The 15,285-nt window shown below is 49.1% G+C and carries 22 protein-coding genes and 1 pseudogene; 4 read left to right on the forward strand and 19 right to left on the reverse strand.

Features of this window, described 5'->3' with window-relative positions; all coding sequences use genetic code 11:
• Positions 1 to 1,093 precede the first annotated feature (1,093 nt).
• Positions 1,094 to 1,915, forward strand: coding sequence for a rolling circle replication-associated protein (locus ACWIUF_RS10730; RefSeq protein ID WP_448572359.1), 822 nt, complete (start codon positions 1,094 to 1,096; stop codon positions 1,913 to 1,915).
• Positions 1,916 to 2,026: 111 nt separating this feature from the next.
• Here ACWIUF_RS10730 and ACWIUF_RS10735 read toward each other — a convergent pair whose 3' ends face one another.
• From ACWIUF_RS10735 to ACWIUF_RS10785, 11 genes are all read right to left on the reverse strand, one after another.
• Positions 2,027 to 2,422 (reverse strand): ACP S-malonyltransferase, encoded by a 396-nt coding sequence (locus ACWIUF_RS10735; RefSeq protein WP_448572360.1) that lies wholly within the window; start codon positions 2,420 to 2,422, stop codon positions 2,027 to 2,029.
• Positions 2,419 to 2,805 (reverse strand): DUF433 domain-containing protein, encoded by a 387-nt coding sequence (locus ACWIUF_RS10740; protein ID WP_448572361.1) that lies wholly within the window; start codon positions 2,803 to 2,805, stop codon positions 2,419 to 2,421. Before ACWIUF_RS10740 ends, ACWIUF_RS10735 begins: the two co-directional genes overlap by 4 nt.
• A gap of 190 nt (positions 2,806 to 2,995) precedes the next feature.
• A complete protein-coding gene (locus ACWIUF_RS10745) occupies positions 2,996 to 3,325 on the reverse strand; it encodes a hypothetical protein (protein WP_448572362.1) in 330 nt (109 codons plus the stop codon).
• A gap of 169 nt (positions 3,326 to 3,494) precedes the next feature.
• A complete protein-coding gene (locus tag ACWIUF_RS10750; RefSeq protein ID WP_448572363.1) occupies positions 3,495 to 3,920 on the reverse strand; it encodes a nuclear transport factor 2 family protein in 426 nt (141 codons plus the stop codon).
• Between the two features lie 37 nt (positions 3,921 to 3,957).
• Positions 3,958 to 4,659, reverse strand: coding sequence for a cupin domain-containing protein (locus tag ACWIUF_RS10755; protein WP_448572364.1), 702 nt, complete (start codon positions 4,657 to 4,659; stop codon positions 3,958 to 3,960).
• Between the two features lie 23 nt (positions 4,660 to 4,682).
• Positions 4,683 to 5,645 (reverse strand): pyridoxamine 5'-phosphate oxidase family protein, encoded by a 963-nt coding sequence (locus ACWIUF_RS10760; protein WP_448572365.1) that lies wholly within the window; start codon positions 5,643 to 5,645, stop codon positions 4,683 to 4,685.
• Between the two features lie 38 nt (positions 5,646 to 5,683).
• The gene (locus ACWIUF_RS10765) at positions 5,684 to 6,283 is read right to left on the reverse strand and encodes a glutathione S-transferase family protein (protein WP_448572366.1); all 600 of its coding nucleotides are present in this window, start codon (positions 6,281 to 6,283) and stop codon (positions 5,684 to 5,686) included.
• Positions 6,284 to 6,519: 236 nt separating this feature from the next.
• Positions 6,520 to 6,795, reverse strand: a complete 276-nt coding sequence (gene grxC / locus ACWIUF_RS10770) for a glutaredoxin 3 (RefSeq protein WP_448572367.1) — start codon at positions 6,793 to 6,795, stop codon at positions 6,520 to 6,522.
• 38 nt (positions 6,796 to 6,833) lie between these two features.
• Positions 6,834 to 7,823 carry an NAD(P)/FAD-dependent oxidoreductase gene (locus ACWIUF_RS10775; protein WP_448572368.1) on the reverse strand — a complete coding sequence of 330 codons (990 nt, stop codon included), beginning with the start codon at positions 7,821 to 7,823 and terminating at the stop codon, positions 6,834 to 6,836.
• 50 nt (positions 7,824 to 7,873) lie between these two features.
• Entirely contained in the window at positions 7,874 to 8,080 is a 207-nt protein-coding gene (locus ACWIUF_RS10780; protein ID WP_448572369.1) for a hypothetical protein, read from the reverse strand.
• A 105-nt stretch (positions 8,081 to 8,185) separates the two neighbouring features.
• The gene (locus ACWIUF_RS10785) at positions 8,186 to 8,764 is read right to left on the reverse strand and encodes a TetR/AcrR family transcriptional regulator (protein ID WP_448572370.1); all 579 of its coding nucleotides are present in this window, start codon (positions 8,762 to 8,764) and stop codon (positions 8,186 to 8,188) included.
• A gap of 199 nt (positions 8,765 to 8,963) precedes the next feature.
• On the opposite strand from ACWIUF_RS10785, the gene ACWIUF_RS10790 reads away from it, so the two are divergent.
• The 3 genes from ACWIUF_RS10790 (at position 8,964) to ACWIUF_RS10800 (ending at position 11,047) form a co-directional block, all read left to right on the forward strand.
• Complete coding sequence (locus ACWIUF_RS10790) at positions 8,964 to 9,209, forward strand: UPF0175 family protein (protein WP_448572371.1); 246 nt, start codon at positions 8,964 to 8,966, stop codon at positions 9,207 to 9,209.
• Complete coding sequence (locus ACWIUF_RS10795; protein ID WP_448572372.1) at positions 9,206 to 9,703, forward strand: DUF3368 domain-containing protein; 498 nt, start codon at positions 9,206 to 9,208, stop codon at positions 9,701 to 9,703. The genes ACWIUF_RS10790 and ACWIUF_RS10795 overlap by 4 nt, the downstream gene beginning before the upstream one ends.
• A gap of 363 nt (positions 9,704 to 10,066) precedes the next feature.
• Positions 10,067 to 11,047: an integron integrase gene (locus ACWIUF_RS10800; RefSeq protein WP_448572373.1), complete on the forward strand. Its 981-nt coding sequence runs from the start codon at positions 10,067 to 10,069 to the stop codon at positions 11,045 to 11,047.
• A gap of 98 nt (positions 11,048 to 11,145) precedes the next feature.
• On the opposite strand, the pseudogene ACWIUF_RS10805 reads toward ACWIUF_RS10800, so the two are convergent.
• From ACWIUF_RS10805 to ndhD1, 8 genes and pseudogenes are all read right to left on the reverse strand, one after another.
• Positions 11,146 to 11,727, reverse strand: a pseudogene (locus ACWIUF_RS10805) (Uma2 family endonuclease).
• Positions 11,728 to 11,737: 10 nt separating this feature from the next.
• Positions 11,738 to 12,112, reverse strand: a complete 375-nt coding sequence (locus ACWIUF_RS10810) for a DUF5615 family PIN-like protein (protein ID WP_448572374.1) — start codon at positions 12,110 to 12,112, stop codon at positions 11,738 to 11,740.
• Positions 12,096 to 12,338: a DUF433 domain-containing protein gene (locus tag ACWIUF_RS10815; protein ID WP_448572375.1), complete on the reverse strand. Its 243-nt coding sequence runs from the start codon at positions 12,336 to 12,338 to the stop codon at positions 12,096 to 12,098. Before ACWIUF_RS10815 ends, ACWIUF_RS10810 begins: the two co-directional genes overlap by 17 nt.
• A 93-nt stretch (positions 12,339 to 12,431) precedes the next feature.
• Positions 12,432 to 12,635, reverse strand: a complete 204-nt coding sequence (locus ACWIUF_RS10820; RefSeq protein WP_448572376.1) for a DUF6887 family protein — start codon at positions 12,633 to 12,635, stop codon at positions 12,432 to 12,434.
• A complete protein-coding gene (locus ACWIUF_RS10825) occupies positions 12,635 to 12,817 on the reverse strand; it encodes a DUF6888 family protein (RefSeq protein WP_448572377.1) in 183 nt (60 codons plus the stop codon). The genes ACWIUF_RS10820 and ACWIUF_RS10825 overlap by 1 nt, the downstream gene beginning before the upstream one ends.
• Before the next feature lie 123 nt (positions 12,818 to 12,940).
• Complete coding sequence (locus ACWIUF_RS10830; protein WP_448572378.1) at positions 12,941 to 13,165, reverse strand: BrnA antitoxin family protein; 225 nt, start codon at positions 13,163 to 13,165, stop codon at positions 12,941 to 12,943.
• A 19-nt stretch (positions 13,166 to 13,184) separates the two neighbouring features.
• Positions 13,185 to 13,496 carry a BrnT family toxin gene (locus tag ACWIUF_RS10835; protein WP_448572379.1) on the reverse strand — a complete coding sequence of 104 codons (312 nt, stop codon included), beginning with the start codon at positions 13,494 to 13,496 and terminating at the stop codon, positions 13,185 to 13,187.
• Positions 13,497 to 13,669: 173 nt separating this feature from the next.
• Positions 13,670 to 15,277 (reverse strand): photosynthetic/respiratory NAD(P)H-quinone oxidoreductase subunit D1, encoded by a 1,608-nt coding sequence (gene ndhD1, locus ACWIUF_RS10840; RefSeq protein ID WP_448572380.1) that lies wholly within the window; start codon positions 15,275 to 15,277, stop codon positions 13,670 to 13,672.
• Positions 15,278 to 15,285 lie beyond the last annotated feature (8 nt).

A 15,285-nucleotide genomic window follows, 5' to 3' on the forward strand; every position in this document is an offset into this window, starting at 1 on the left:
GGCCAGGACAATTTTCCAAGTCAATCAACAGTACTCTACCCACATCATCATTTTTATTGATACTTTGATTGTCCTCAAGCATCGTTCTTCATAAATATAAGCTTGCGAAACAAGCTAACAAAAATGAACACCTAAATGCAACTACTATACTGATGCGCTTGCAGCAAAGCCAATCAGCCTAACGAACAAGCTCACCGGCGATATGCAGTCTTGAACTCTGATAGACAAGTGTTGTTTCGTCCGGTGCAGCGTCTTGTTAGCCAGGGTGTATGGGCATTGAGTTGCTTCTTGGAATCGTCACGATAGCTTCAACCGCGATCGCGGTTTGGTCAAAGCTGGATAGTCGGCTCGACTCTCTAAGTGAACGTCTTACCGATATTGAGTGCTTCTTGAAGAAAGAAGGCTTTCAGATTCGCAGACGTGACAGCAGCGATCGCAATTTCTGAAGCATTACCCCCTGTGGTCTCCAGTTGCCGGAGAGCCGACGGCTCTAGGTCGCTAACGCTCCCAGGCTTTCGCTCCAGGCTTTCGCTAGCTAATGCTGACGAGCCTTCCGCTCCAGCCAACCCGGCAACAATGGAGACCTGAAAAGGTTGCGGCGGCCCCGGCGCTCCTACGTCGCTTGCCCCGTGCCGCACTTGTTTTTCTTGGCGCTTCAGCCCTTGCTTTTAATCTGAATACCGGGGCAGGTTGAGCAAGGGCTTCAGCGCTCAGATTTGCCAAGTTTAGAGTGCAATTTCTCAAACACCTTTTCCCTTGGTTTCTCTCTCTCTCATCTGTAAAACAACCGACTAGGCACCTGGAGGTATTCATGGCTTGGATTGAGTTGAAAGAAATAAAACCCGGCAACCGTTACTGGTATCTCCGGGTTCCATCCCGCGGTAAAGTTCGCTCTATCTACTTGGGTAAGAATCCATCTCGTGAGCGAATTGAACAGGCAATCAATCGCTTGAACAGGCTAGATTCTCCGCCAGTGCCTTCGCAAGCTCAGTAATGAGTTTCAGGTTTTTTGCAGATAGTTTCCCGTCAATCGTAATTTGAATCTGGTGGCGACCAGGTTCAATTTCTAGCTGTTTCATCGAGGGCATAAATCATGAACTACACCGTTATAGTACATCCGTCCGGATTTGTGACTGGCTCTCTATTGGGCTTGTCTAGGCACCCTAACTCGGAAAAATGCGAACGCGCCCCCCGTGGAAGTAAGGGACTAACCAGCAAAGGTAAGCTAACGATTCTCGATGCTTGTGCGATTCTGTCGAAGTACTACCCGAACTGTCTATCCTTTCTCACCTGGACGTTTCCCCCTGAGTACTGCGACCAGGTGAAGGCAAACTGGAGTCGTCTAGTCCGTCTCCTTCTCAAGAAGTTGCAATACTGGCTGAAGAAACTTCGGCTACCTCAACACTACGTGGGTGTAACCGAGCTTCAGAAAAACGGCAACCCTCACTTACACCTGGTCTTTGTCGGTCGGCGTAACCGTTACCAGAGTTGGTTAGTGCAGCCCATCGTGTTAGACAAACTTCTGTTTGAAGCTGTGCAAGAAATTTGCCCTGAGTGCATTCGTTCTCGTTTTTCTGCTGCTGGTCGGGTAGAGCCAGTTCGAGGTGAAGCCGGTGGTTATCTGGCTAAGTATCTCTCCAAACCCAAACAAGCAGAATCGGCTGAAACCGATTCTGCCGGGTGGTTCCCTCCCAGTTGGTGGTTTTGTAGTCAGGATTTGCGGGGTGCGGTGGCGCGATCGCTCGTTAAACTTCGCCTCAAGGTTTCTTGTTGGGCAACCCTTCACGACTTGTTTGTCGGTGCTAAAGGATGGTTCAGCCTGATAGTTAGGGAGGAACTTACGGTTGGTTGGATTGCATTTGTCCTCCCTAACAGAGTAGAATGGATAACGTTCCCAATCACCCGCCGCAGATAACTTTGAAGACTCACAGACAAGCTCTTGGCGGTCAGGTGCATTGGGGTTGTTATGCCGTGTTTCCTAACGATACGATTGCTACTACTATAGCTATTGTTTGAACAATCAGATCTATGGAATGAAAAGCCTCATCGTACCCCTGTAATCATCAATATCAAATACGATTTCAATCAGCCGATCAACACAACGATTACGGTAGTCAGGCTCAGTTAGAACTCGATCAGCATCTCCAATCGTGACAACAGGCAGTGAAGTGGATGTATTTTCTTCACGCATCACTTGCTCCAGCGAATTCTTACCTTTCATGCTTCTATTCGCTGTGAGCAGAACCATTTGGTTTGCCTGTGCAAATCGCCAAACTACTCTGTCATCACTAGCAACAGCTAATTCAACTTCTGCAAACGTAACAAAATGAATTGATAGTATTTCTAGCCAGCCTAGACTAGCGATATTGCCTGACAAAAGTAGAGCATGTCCCTCAAGGTTATGATCGACCAGGAAAATCATCTATGGGACTCAAGTTGGGCTTGATGTTTTACTTTCTGTGCTTGCAACTTTTCCCAAGCAGCCTCCATACCAGGTTTAGGTGGCTTTACCGCAAGTCGGGCAATAAGATCACGATTTCGCTCTTCATAATACTGGCGGAGTTCTTCAGACTCCTTCAGTACAATTTGATACTCAGCTTCAACTTCAGCACGATTTGTCTTGATGTATGCAAGAGCAGCGTTAATCTGATCCTCTGTCAGATTGAAAAGAGCACGAATGAACTTAGGAGGGTATTGGGCAGTCACATAATCCATCACATCGTAGAGAGTGATGCGTGTACCTGATATTGTCAAGCCACGGTCGGTACGAATAATTGCAACATGATCGTCTGGTTCTAAAGCCATAGCTCTACCCTCTTGGAACCTATCCCTATATTACTCCAAGTGGAAAGGGTGTGGACATTGCCCACCCCAACTCAAACTGAGTTTTCAGCCTGAACCAGCGTCAGATCCAGATGGGCTAGGCTCCGGGGGGAAGTCGGTGAGTCAGACGCGAGAAGTATCGCGCAGCAATAGCAATAGCAGCTACCACACCTCACACATCACCACCATTGGCACGTAAATTCTCTTCAGTTAAACCTATTTTGCCTGCAAGTTGATTGGCTGCTTGTAAGTCGTATTTTAGTACTGCATTATTGAGGGATAGGGAGTCTTGCGGTTGCTGCTCTGCGATTTTGATGATAGCTGCAAGGTCTTTCTTCATCAACTCAATATGAGTAGCATTGAAGTTTTCAGGCAGTTCAATCCGTGTTAATCGCTCTTTGTATACTCTAAAATCTCCCTGTTGAGAAGCAAATCCTGTCAAACCGATGATTATCTGCATACCTTGTGGGTTTGACCCTGTGGCTGTTTCATTATTAGCCATTGCAGTTCCTCCTTAAAAATCATAGTTACAGTGCTGCACAGGTAACTCTTCGCTATACCCCAACCAATATCGCTGCGGCATAACGCTCCCAATCACCGGACACAGACACCCTTTGCAACTCGCCGATTGCTTAACATTGTTCCGGTGCATTGGGCTTGTTATGTGTGCTTCAGGTGCGTTCCCAACGAAATTTTCGGTCTGACTCTTGGATTGGGACATCGTTAATGCTGGCTAACCGACGCATCATCAGACCATTTTCGGCAAACTCCCAGTTCTCGTTGCCATAGGAACGATACCAGAAACCTGAATCATCATGCCATTCGTACTCAAACCGCACCGCAATCCGATTGTCCATAAAGCACCAGAGTTCTTTCTTTAAGCGGTAGTCTAGTTCTTTTTTCCACTTGCGTTGAAGAAATTCTTTGATAGCGGCTCGCCCACTGAAAAATTCAGACCGATTGCGCCATTCCGAATCTTCGGTATAGGCCAGTGCTACTTGTTCTGGGTTACGGGTGTTCCAGGCATCTTCAGCCGCTTGCACTTTCGCTTGAGCAGTTTCCAGGGTAAACGGGGGTAAGGGGGGTTTAGTTTCCATAGAAGTTCCAGAGGTGAAATGTCAATGAATGATTAGGTTAATGCGACAGGGAGGATGCTGCCTGAGAGCGTTCAGGGGCGATCGCCGAAGGTAAATGCCCAGTTTTGACGTAAATCATACAACCTTGACGGCTAAAGGGCGTGTGACGACTACCATGAGGACTGCGTAACCAAGTACCCTGCGGATAGGTACCCCATTCATCCTCAAAAACACCCTCCAGAACAAAAATTTCCTCCCCGCCCCAATGAGTATGATGCGAGAATTGAGTACCCGGTGCCCATTTCACCAGTGCCACTTGCTCTGACCCAAAGCTGTGGAGTGGCATGACTTCTAGCCCCTTGACCAAACCTGGAATCCAGGGCGCTTGCGTTGTCGAAATCGCCAGCCGTTGTTGGTCATGCGGGTGCATTTGCCAGAGTTTGACCAAAATGGTGCAACCGTCGTGACTGAACGGCGTATGGGTCGATCCAACGGGGTTGCGGATATAGCTGCCCGCTGGATAATCACCAGATTCGTCAGAAAAAACACCGTCGAGGACGAAAAACTCTTCACCACCACCGTGGGTATGAGCTGAGAAGTGGCTATTGGGGGCGTAGCGAACGATCGAGGTGGCGCGGGCAACTTCTTCGCCATCCCGTTCCAGCATTCGCCGTTGCACACCCGGCATGGGCGAATCGAGCCAGGGAATATCATTGGTGGCGATCACCACCCGTTGACTGTAATCCGTATGTAGTTTCATTGTGCGCTCCAAAAAATGTAGCGTTACCATGAGCCGAGTGGCTCTAAAAACGGGGAAAATTCAGGCTCTGACCAGCGGATAGGCAGACTTGCCGAGACTCGATAGCCGTGCTGAAGATGAAAGCGCAAAAGTCGTTCTGCTCCGGCATAGTGCCGAATTTCTGCCCCTTCCCAAATCACTTCCGCCGTTCCTGTGAGATACAACAGGTCACCCTGCTGAAAATCAATAAACAGCAATCCGGCATGGGGATTGAGCGCTAAATTGCCAAAGGTGTTGAAGTGGTTATTCCCAGAGAAATCAGGAATCGTCAGGGTATGGTCATCATCAATTCTGACAAACCCTGGTTTTCCTCCCCGATGGGAAACATCCACACCACTCGCCATTCCCGCTGATGTTGCCTGATAAGCAGTGGCAATAAAAAAGGTGTCTGCCGTTGCGATCATTGCCTGTTCTGCTATCCCAAAATGATCCACCGAATGGACTGGCTTTGGGTCTGAAGCATTGAACGGCTGTAATTCTGACTGGCGAGCCTGGATGTATTGGGGACAGTTGCCAAAGCTTTGCTGGACTTGTACCTCAAAGCCATCATTGCGAACGCTGGTAACAATGCCATTCATGCGGTTACGGCGGCGCGTGGGTAGTTCAATGCCGAGAAAGCCAATATCAATACCCTCTGCCAGATTTGTCCCCAGCGGATCGCCAAATAAAGGTTGGGCAGTGACTTGCAAGGTGCGATCGTCGGGAGAGGAGAGAAAGCCAGGGTTACCCACCAGGATGGAAGCCCAGGGATGCCCTGAGGCATCTACTGTCCCCACAATCACATAGGGCAATTGGGCAAAGAATTGGCGATGTTGATCGGGAAGGAACTCACGAATCACTCGCCGTCCCTGTTTGTCCATACGCTCTTGTACGCCCAAGTGTTTTTGAATCGCCAGTTCACCTTCATGAAAAGGGGATTCTGAATGAGTCCAGCCAGGAGTTACCATACGGCTTTCTATCCATGTGAGGGTTATCAGGGTGCGATCTATAGTCCGGTCATGGGGATATAACCAGGGAGATGTTTGATGCGATCGATCCAGGCGGGGACATGGGGATAGGGAGTTAGGTCAATCTTGCCATCGGGAGCAAGGGCAACGTAAGGAAAGACGGCAACATCGGCGATCGTGGGACGTTCAAACTCCAGCCATGTATGGCTACTCAGGTGCTGATCAAGCTGAGTGAGAATGTATTCAGCCTTCTGGTGCGCCCGTTCGATGTTGATGCTGGTCGCTCGGAATAAATGGTACAGCCGTGCGTTTTCTGGTCCCTGCCGCACTTCTCCTGCCGTTGTAGACAGCCAGCGAACCACTTGAGCTAGGGGCAACGGTTCCAGAGGCAACCACTGCTCGCCGCCATATTGCCGCGCCAAGTAGACAAGAATTGCCTGAGCATCAGCCAATTTTGTCTCGCCATCCACCAAGAGAGGAACCTGTCCAAAGGGATTTAATGCTAGGTATTCGGGAGCCTTGTGTTCACCTTTCATCAGGTCTACTTTGATCCATTCGTAGTCAAGGTTGAGCAGTTCCAAAAGCAACCGCACTTTGTAGCTGTTACCGGATAGTTCGTGACCATAGAGCTTAATCATTATTGTTCTCCTGCAATTCAATCGTTGTTGATAGACAAAAAATAGCGATCGCTGATTCAAGCCTCACCCTTGAACAGGTGTGAGATTAGCTTTCTCCGACTGGGCATCAGCATTGACCCAGACAGTAGCTTCGTCCGCCTCTCATTAGGATTGGATATTGCCATGTTCACCGTCGTAAAACAGGTGCAATTTGCCCACTGTGACTCTGTAGGTCTCAGAATCAACCGGAAAAGGCCTTACGATCGCACCTCAGTGAAACCAAGCAATTCATCCAATTTTCCTGCCCGCTCTAATCGATACAAATCATCGCTGCCACCAACATGGCGATCGTCAATAAAGATCTGGGGCACAGTGCGTTGACCGTTCGTTCCCCGTGCTACCATCGCATCCCTGGCAACTTCATCATCATCAATGGTGTATTCGGTGTAGGTTACTCCTTTTTGATCCAGCAGCCTTTTAGCCCGATGACAAAAGGGACAAGTACTCCAGGTGTAAATCTCAACGTGCGCCATAGATACCTCCAATCCATAAATAGAACTAGCAAAATTTGTTAGACAGCCCTTGGTAGGGGCGATCGCCGTGTCCCCTCAATCCGACGAATATCTCGCCAGATTTGGGTGGCCGCTAATGCGCCATCGGCAGCAGCAATCACCACTTGATTCATGCCAACTTTCAAGTCGCCTACAGCAAAAATGCGGGGATGGGAGGTGCGGTTCATGCTGTCAGTGACCAAGTTGCCGCCCTTGTATTCCAGGTCGATGCCTTGGAGATAATCTGCATGGTACTTAGAACCCATGGAAACCAGCCCCGTATCGAGTTCCACTACAGAGCCATCGGCCAGTTCTACCCCGGTCATCTGATGGTTCTCGCCCAGGAACTTTTTGATGGGTCGTTCAACCAAACGGTAGCCATTTTGAGTCAGACGATCGCGAAACTCTGCACTCACAATAAACTCACCATTGGTGAATAGCGTGATATAAGGTGTGAACCAGCCTAGGGGAAACGCCACCTCCAAACTGGATTCGCTGCTGCCAAAGACCCCTGCCCGTTTATCCCGCATTTCATACCCATCACAAATCAAACAAACATGCAGATTATGTCCCGCATAATCAAACACATTTTGCATATCGTCCAGTTTGGGTAAGTGGTCAATAATGCCACTGGCGGCAATTAGATAACGACTGCGAAATACGGTATACGTGGGGTTTGTGCGACCAATTCGTACCTTTACTGCGAACGTTTCACCTTCATCAACGACTTCTTCTACATAGCCATTCAAATAATCACCATCCAGTGACAAATAATGATTTTTCCCCTGCTTCAGCACCTCTTTCCCAGGCGTATCCGGCGGTAAGCCCAGATAGTTGTGTAATTCCTGCATCCAGAACGATCGAGCCTTGCCCTTATCGATGATGAGTGTAGATAGCAAATAGCGTTGCAGATAAATACCCGCCGACAACCCAGCCGCTCCACCCCCGACCACCAGCACATCATAAATGTGCTCAGAGCGTTGTGAAAGAGATTGTTTGGTTAGTTGCATAGCCGCCTCCAGTAGTATAGATTTTGGTCTTAATCCATCGTGTCAACCTCTTAAGTGGTTGGATGGCTAGCAATCAGGTGTGCTACACGATCGTGCTGTCCCACTGTCCAAGGTTCACCCAGCAATTTATAGTTCATGCGCGGAACATAGCCATAGCGTTGCCCTAATTCGCCGCTCAACAAAGTCATGCGCTCGATCGTGCGGGCATTAGCCAGCCAACCCGCATCAACGTATCGAACGTTGTCCGGTGCGGGCAAACATTTGCGCTAAACGCACTCCCATTCTGCCCGTTCCCAAAATTCCGATCGTGGTATTCATTCTTTTTACTTCCTACTAGATGGATGTTTAATGAATAAAAAAATTTACCCTTTGATGAGGTGCAAAAGTTGCTCGATATCCTGGTGAAACTGGGCGGCTCCACCCTGAACTCGCGCCACTAGCATTCCCCCTTCTAACGCGCCAAAAATCAACGATGCCATCGCCTGCACATCACCCGGAAAGGCAAAACTCCCGTCCTGCCGTCCCGCCTCCAGCAGCGTCACTAAACGTTCGCGATTGGCTTGATAAAATTGACGAACCCTTTCCGCTGAAGGATCGTTTAACGTTTGCAACTCTGCCCCAAACATGGCACAAAGACAGGCTTTATCCTGGTTGCCACTGCTGAGTGTCGCCTCAAACAAACCACAATAACGACGCAGTTTCACCTCCGAGGAGTCACTAGACATCAAGATGCCGTCAACGATCCGCAGAAAGCGATCGCTATAGCGATCCAGTAGTGCCACCAGCAGATCTTCCTTTTTGGGAAAATGCGTGTGAATACTAGCCTTACGAATCCCAACTCTGGCGCTGATGTCTTGGTAACTCATGCCGTTCACGCCAAGGCGTTGAATCAGATCTTGAGCGACATCAAGGATAAGGGTTTTGGTGTCTGTCTGTTCCATAAATACATCCTACCAATAGGTAGGATGCTTGTCAACCCCAGTCTAGGAATTTTAGGGATTCTGAGCAGTTCGATAATTTGACTCAAGCAAGCAGATCCCTCAAAGAGCCACATAACGGTGAAGTTAGCTGGATTGAGCGGAACACAGACATTTGCTGCCTTAGAAGCATAAAATAGTAGGAGTAGCAAGGAATTTAGCCATGAGCGTTATTGTCCCTGACGAAATTTTAACTGCAACTCGCATGTCTGAGGCTGAAATGCTTCAGGAAATTGCTATTATGCTGTTTCAACAGGAAAAGCTTACCCTTGCTCAGGCTAGTCGTTTTGCAGGAATGCACCGTGTAGCCTTTCAGCACCTACTCGCTAGCCGTCGTATCCCAGTACATTATGGAGTAGAAGATTTTGAGCAGGACATTCAAAACCTGCGGGAGATGGGTAGATTGTGATTATCGTCAGTGACACATCACCCATCAACAACCTTGCTGCAATCAATCACCTCCACCTTCTTCATCAACTATATGGAACGGTTTTTATTCCCGAAGCTGTTTATCGAGAATTAACCGACCCCAATTTTCTTGTTGCAGGTGCGACTGAAGTGCAAACCTTTGACTGGATTGAAACTCGTACTATTAGCGATCGTACCCTTGTCGAAGCACTGAGTAATGAACTTGATATTGGAGAAGCAGAAGCGATCGCTCTGGCAGTCGAGATGCAAGCTGATCAAGTTTTGATTGATGAACGCCGAGGTCGGTTAGTTGCTAGCAGGCTGAACCTTCGCTACACAGGTATCTTGGGAATCTTAGTCGAAGCGAAAAATAAAGGCTTGATAGCTGAGGTGAAACCGCTATTAGATGCGTTGATCAATGAAGCTGGATTTTGGGTAGCAGAACCTTTGTATAACAGCGTTTTACAACTTGTTAACGAGATTGACTTAGCTTGATCTTTGGAAAACAGGTAAGCTTTGTGGGTGTCCCACAGACGAGATAGAGCCAGCTAACTATCAATTAGACCGCGATTGGCAGTCTAACTCCTGGACGCTTGACAGAAAGCTAAAACCTTACCATAGCTCTTCTCGCTAGTATATGGCTATAACCCTCAAGGTGTCAAACACGGCTAATCGCTTGATATACAAATGTTTACGACGGCGGCATAAGCCTTGCTGGATAAGACTTTTAGCTTCTGGGCAAGCAGGGATTAGAAGGAATTTGGCGGATATGCACTCCCCCTTAAAAAGGCTGAAAGTCAGTCACAGAAAAGCTTTGAGTGCTAAACTTAAGGGGGTGTTATACGGCCAGTTAGTGAGATGGAACCGTTACCTCCAGAACCCCCAAAACGCAAGCTCCTTGACCAAGTCCGAGATGCGGTAAGGCTCAAACACTACAGTTACCGTACTGAGCAGAGCTATGTGGCCTGGATTCGTCGTTATATCCTTTTCCATAACAAACGCCACCCAAAGGACATGGGCGCAGCGGAGGTCGAAGCCTTCCTGACCCATCTTGCGGTTGCCGAAAACGTTGCCGCCTCCACCCAAAACCAAGCCCTGAGTGCCCTGCTTTTCCTCTACCGTTACGTTCTCCAACAACCCCTACCAGGGGACATGGATGCGATTCGCGCCAAACGCCCCAAACACCTGCCCACTGTTCTTACGGTTGCTGAGGTAAAGGCACTCCTTGGGGCCATGACGGGCACGCCTCAATTAGTCGCTGAATTGCTCTATGGAGCAGGACTACGCCTCAATGAAGGGCTGCGCCTACGGGTGAAAGACATTGACTTTGGTCAGCAGCAAATCATTGTGAGGGATACCAAGGGCAACCAGGATCGGTTAACCATGCTCCCCCAACGAGTCATTGACCGGCTTCAGGCCCATTTAGTCATGGTTAAACACCAATACCAGCAGGATCTTCACCAAGGCTACGGTCAGGTGTATCTCCCCTATGCCTTAGAGCGAAAGTATCCCAACGCCGATCGCGATTGGATTTGGCAATATATTTTCCCCGCGAATACTCGCTCTCAAGATCCGCGCAGTGGCATTATTCGTCGTCATCACCTGGATGAAAGTGTGATTCAAAAGGCAGTCAAAGCCGCGATCAGGCAGGTAGGAATTAACAAAAAAGCCAGTTGTCATACCCTGCGCCACAGCTTCGCAACTCACTTGCTGCAAAATGGCTATGACATTCGCACAGTACAGGAATTACTCGGTCATAAAGATGTGAAAACAACAATGATCTACACACACGTTCTGAATCGGGGTGGTTATGGGGTAAGGAGTCCATTGGATGAGTAAGGGAAATTCAAAAATCAGCACGATCATCATGCTGCATCTAAAACCTAGAGACAGGAAAGCTTAGAATAATCTTGCCCTTGCCGCAGATCATCGCTGCTCTACCCCTGAAGGATCTGTGCCGCAGTGAGACCCAAATCGCCAAACTCTGGCGAGACGATCGGCATTTCACCTTGTAATACGCTAACTTCCTGATACCCCATTTCTGCTAATTGGAAGATAGTAATGGTTGCTAATTCAGGATCGATAATCCAATATTCAGGAATGGATAATGCCGCATACTGGCGATGCTTATGTTCATAATCCCCTTCTCGGTTAGCACGTCCTGGACTCACAACTTCAACCACTAAGCGAGGCGGCGGCATCTCCCGTGTAATCGTCAGCCGTTTTTGGGTAAGCGCCAAATGCTCCTCCCGCAAAATCACCAGATCAGGATAGCGGTTAGCTGCATCTTTGGGGCCTAAAACAGGCACTTAAATCTCACAACTATGTACCTGAATCAGGCGGGGGTTAACGATCTGAGCCGATGCTAGCAGTAGGAACAGATGAGATGCAATCCAATTATTCCATTCCGACTCTGGTGGCAAAGCAACTAACTCTCCGTCGATTAACTCGTAACGTTGATCCGTATCATCCTGATAATTAAGGTATTCCTGGAAAGTTAGTTTTTTTGATTGTTTCATAGTTGCTGGGTTATCTTTCCTTCACCAACGGCAGATGGCGCAGACGAACTCGACTCGGTTCAACTGTCATAATAGCCCCTTGTTTTAGATCCTCGGCAAACTCCCCAACAACTTTTAAAAGCAGGTTAGCTAATACTTGGGCACGCAATCTTTCAATGCGGATGCGAATGACAGAAGGGGTAGCCGCTGCGCTCAGAGCTAGTAAAGTATGGAAGTCAGCATCAAGAGTCACCACTATGTGTTCATCATTTCTCGCTCTCTGAAGAATGTTGGTATCATCTGCTGCTGACAGACCAATATCGGCAACATGAATTGTATCGATACCCGCCTCACTGAGCAAAGTCGCCGCAGAACGTGGCAAGCCTTGATCAAGCAGCAGTTTCATCACTTTGAGGCCGTTCGATAATGCGATCGTCTAAGTAGGAAGAAGCAAAAATAAGGGCCTGCTGGATATCCTCATCTTCTAGCTCTGGGAACTCTTGCAATAGTTCCTGACGATCGGGGTAAGTAGCTAGCAACTCAAGCACCCGACGCACGGTAAGGCGCAAGTCGCGAATGCAGGGTTGTCCATTCATCCGATTGGGATTGCTGGTAATACGGTCTAATTTCATGACGGTTACTCACGCTCAGTAACGACTGATTATCCTAATGTAGACGATCGCGCTAACTATTGAGAGTAAATCTGGATAGAGCAGATATTCAGACTATTGGGCTTGGCCTAATTTCTGCTGAATCAGTCGCTCAACTACTTCCAGGTCAGCATTAGAGTTAGGAAGATCAAAGGTCTCTGACGAAGCTTCAGCAGTACATCGATCTACAAATGCATAAAAAGCTGCTTTATTATCAGGATGAGCAATGACATAAGCTCTGAGGTCTGCCTTAGTCATCGCCTTAAAATTAATTTCCATTATAAAAATCTCCAGAAGCCATTACGGTATATTTCGATTTCGAGATTATCGCCAGCCAGGATAAATACATTACCAGTGCGTTCATCAAGGCGAACTATAAAAATTGGGGTAAAAGAATTCGTCAATGCTTGGCAAAGAATGATACACCTAATGCCTTGTTCAGCCGTTGGCAAAATTGACACCTAAAATTTCCTAACGATAGAACGTGATTACAGCGGTTCCTGCTCCAGTGAGGTACAGCCATATCTTACACAGTAAGGGTTCTAGCCGCGATCTTGCCCCTCAGTCTACTCGAAACCGCTGTATCACTGGCCTAGAACCGTACCCTCTTGATTCTCCATATAACGGCGCAGAACCGCATTGATGAGATCTTTATGCTCCTCACCTTGAGATTGAAACCACTGCAACCCATCAGGTTCAATTTTAACTAACTGCTGTGCTTGAGTTGCTGGAATTCGTAGCGTTGCCTGCTCAAAAAACGCCTCTGTCAATGGCGGAATGTCAGAGTAATCAATTCCTTCATCATCCATTGCTGCTAGTGCAGCCCAGTTAGTACGAGAGGTACTGCTCAAGTCTTTGCCGCTCATGTCGATTTGCCCTTCGTGCTGAAATGATCCGAATTACATTATGCTGTCGTTCCGTCCAAACTACGATCGCCACGCCACTACCGAGAAAACCGATACCCAGCCAACGGTCTTCGCCATAATCGAAGCGATTGTCTAGCTCAATTAGCATTGGGCCTTCAAACATGTCAGGAACATCAGCAAAGTCAATTTCATGTTTACGAATATTATCTAAGTTCTTGGCCTCGTCCCACTCGAACTGTATGAAAAGCTGAATCGCTAACTGAGCTAAACCCATTATCTCCCATATACCCAGTTTGCACCAATACGGTTTTTTTTGGGGAGTGTCCCGATCGCTGCCTTTCCTTTTTCTGAGTATTACTACTCATTTCAAAAGCAAAAAGGGGCAGTCTGATACCCGTTATCTGGATGCAAACCTACCCCTAAATCAATGCAATAACGATGCTAGCGCTAACGGATTACCGGAATCGCAGGCGCAGACATGGGTGTAAACGCAGAGGCGATCGCCCCCACATCATCACTCTTCTTCTCCGCAATCAACGCGGGCACCGCATCCCGTAACCGGGCCGTCAACTGCAACGTCGTTGAGTCATACATCTGTGTTAGCAACTTCGGATAGAGGCCAATCCCGATAATCGGCACCAGCAGCGACGCAATGATAAACACCTCGCGGGGTTCGGCATCGATCAGGACCTCGTGGGACACCAACTCCGGGTTCTCCTGACCGTAGAAAATCTCCCGCAGCATCGACAGCAGATAGACCGGCGTCAGAATCACCCCCACCGCTGCCAACAGCACCACAATCACCCGGAAGGTCAAACTGTAGGCATCACTGGTGGCAAAGCCGACAAATACCATCAACTCCGCCACAAAGCCACTCATCCCCGGCAGCGCCAACGATGCCAGCGAACAGGCCGTAAACATGGCAAAGATCTTCGGCATCTTTTGGCCGACGCCGCCCATCTCATCCAGCATCAGCGTATGGGTGCGATCGTAGGTGGCCCCGACCAGGAAGAAGAGACTCGCCCCAATCAACCCGTGGGACACCATTTGCAGCACCGCCCCACTCAGCCCCAAATCCGTGAACGAGGCAATCCCAATCAGCACAAAGCCCATGTGGGAAATCGACGAATAGGCGATCTTGCGCTTGAGATTGCGCTGGGCAAAGGACGTGAGGGCCGCATAGATGATATTCACCACCCCCAGAATCACCAGAATCGGGGCAAACCGAACATGGGCATCGGGCAACATCCCCGCATTCATCCGAATCAGGGCATAGCCCCCCATCTTCAGCAGAATCCCCGCCAGCAACATGTGGACCGGAGCCGTCGCTTCCCCGTGGGCATCGGGGAGCCAGGTGTGCAGCGGGAAAATCGGCAACTTCACCGCGTAGGCAATCAAGAAGCCCGCATAGACCAGCAACTGGAAGCCGATCGCGTAATCCTTCGCCGCCAACGACTGCATATCAAAGGTGACAAAATCGCCGTAGAAGGCCATCGCCAGCGCCGCCACCAAAATAAACAACGACCCGCCCGCCGTATACAGGATGAACTTCGTCGCCGCATAGAGCCGTCCCTTGCCGCCCCAGATCGACAGCAGCAAGTACACCGGGATCAGTTCCAACTCCCAGGCGAGGAAGAACAGCAGCATATCCTGCACCGCGAACACGGCAATCTGGCCACCGTACATCGCCAGCATCAGGAAATAGAACAGACGCGGCTTCAGCGTCACCGGCCAAGCCGCCAAAATCGCCAGCGTCGTAATAAAGCCCGTCAGCAAAATCAGCGGCATCGACAGGCCATCCGCCCCCACCGACCAGTTCAGGTCGATCGCGGGCACCCAGCTATAGCGCTCCACCAGTTGCAACTCCGGATTACTGAGGTCGTACTGGGTGTAAAACGCCGCCACAATCAGGGCAAAGTCCACCAGCCCCACCACCAGGGCAAACCAGCGCACCGCCCTGCCGTTGTCGTTCACCGGGAACAGGGGAGTTAGCAGAGACGCCACGATCGGCAACAGGATGATCGTCGTCAGCCAGGGAAAATCAGCGGTATTCATCACTCACA

Source organism: Trichothermofontia sp. (genome assembly GCF_053493415.1).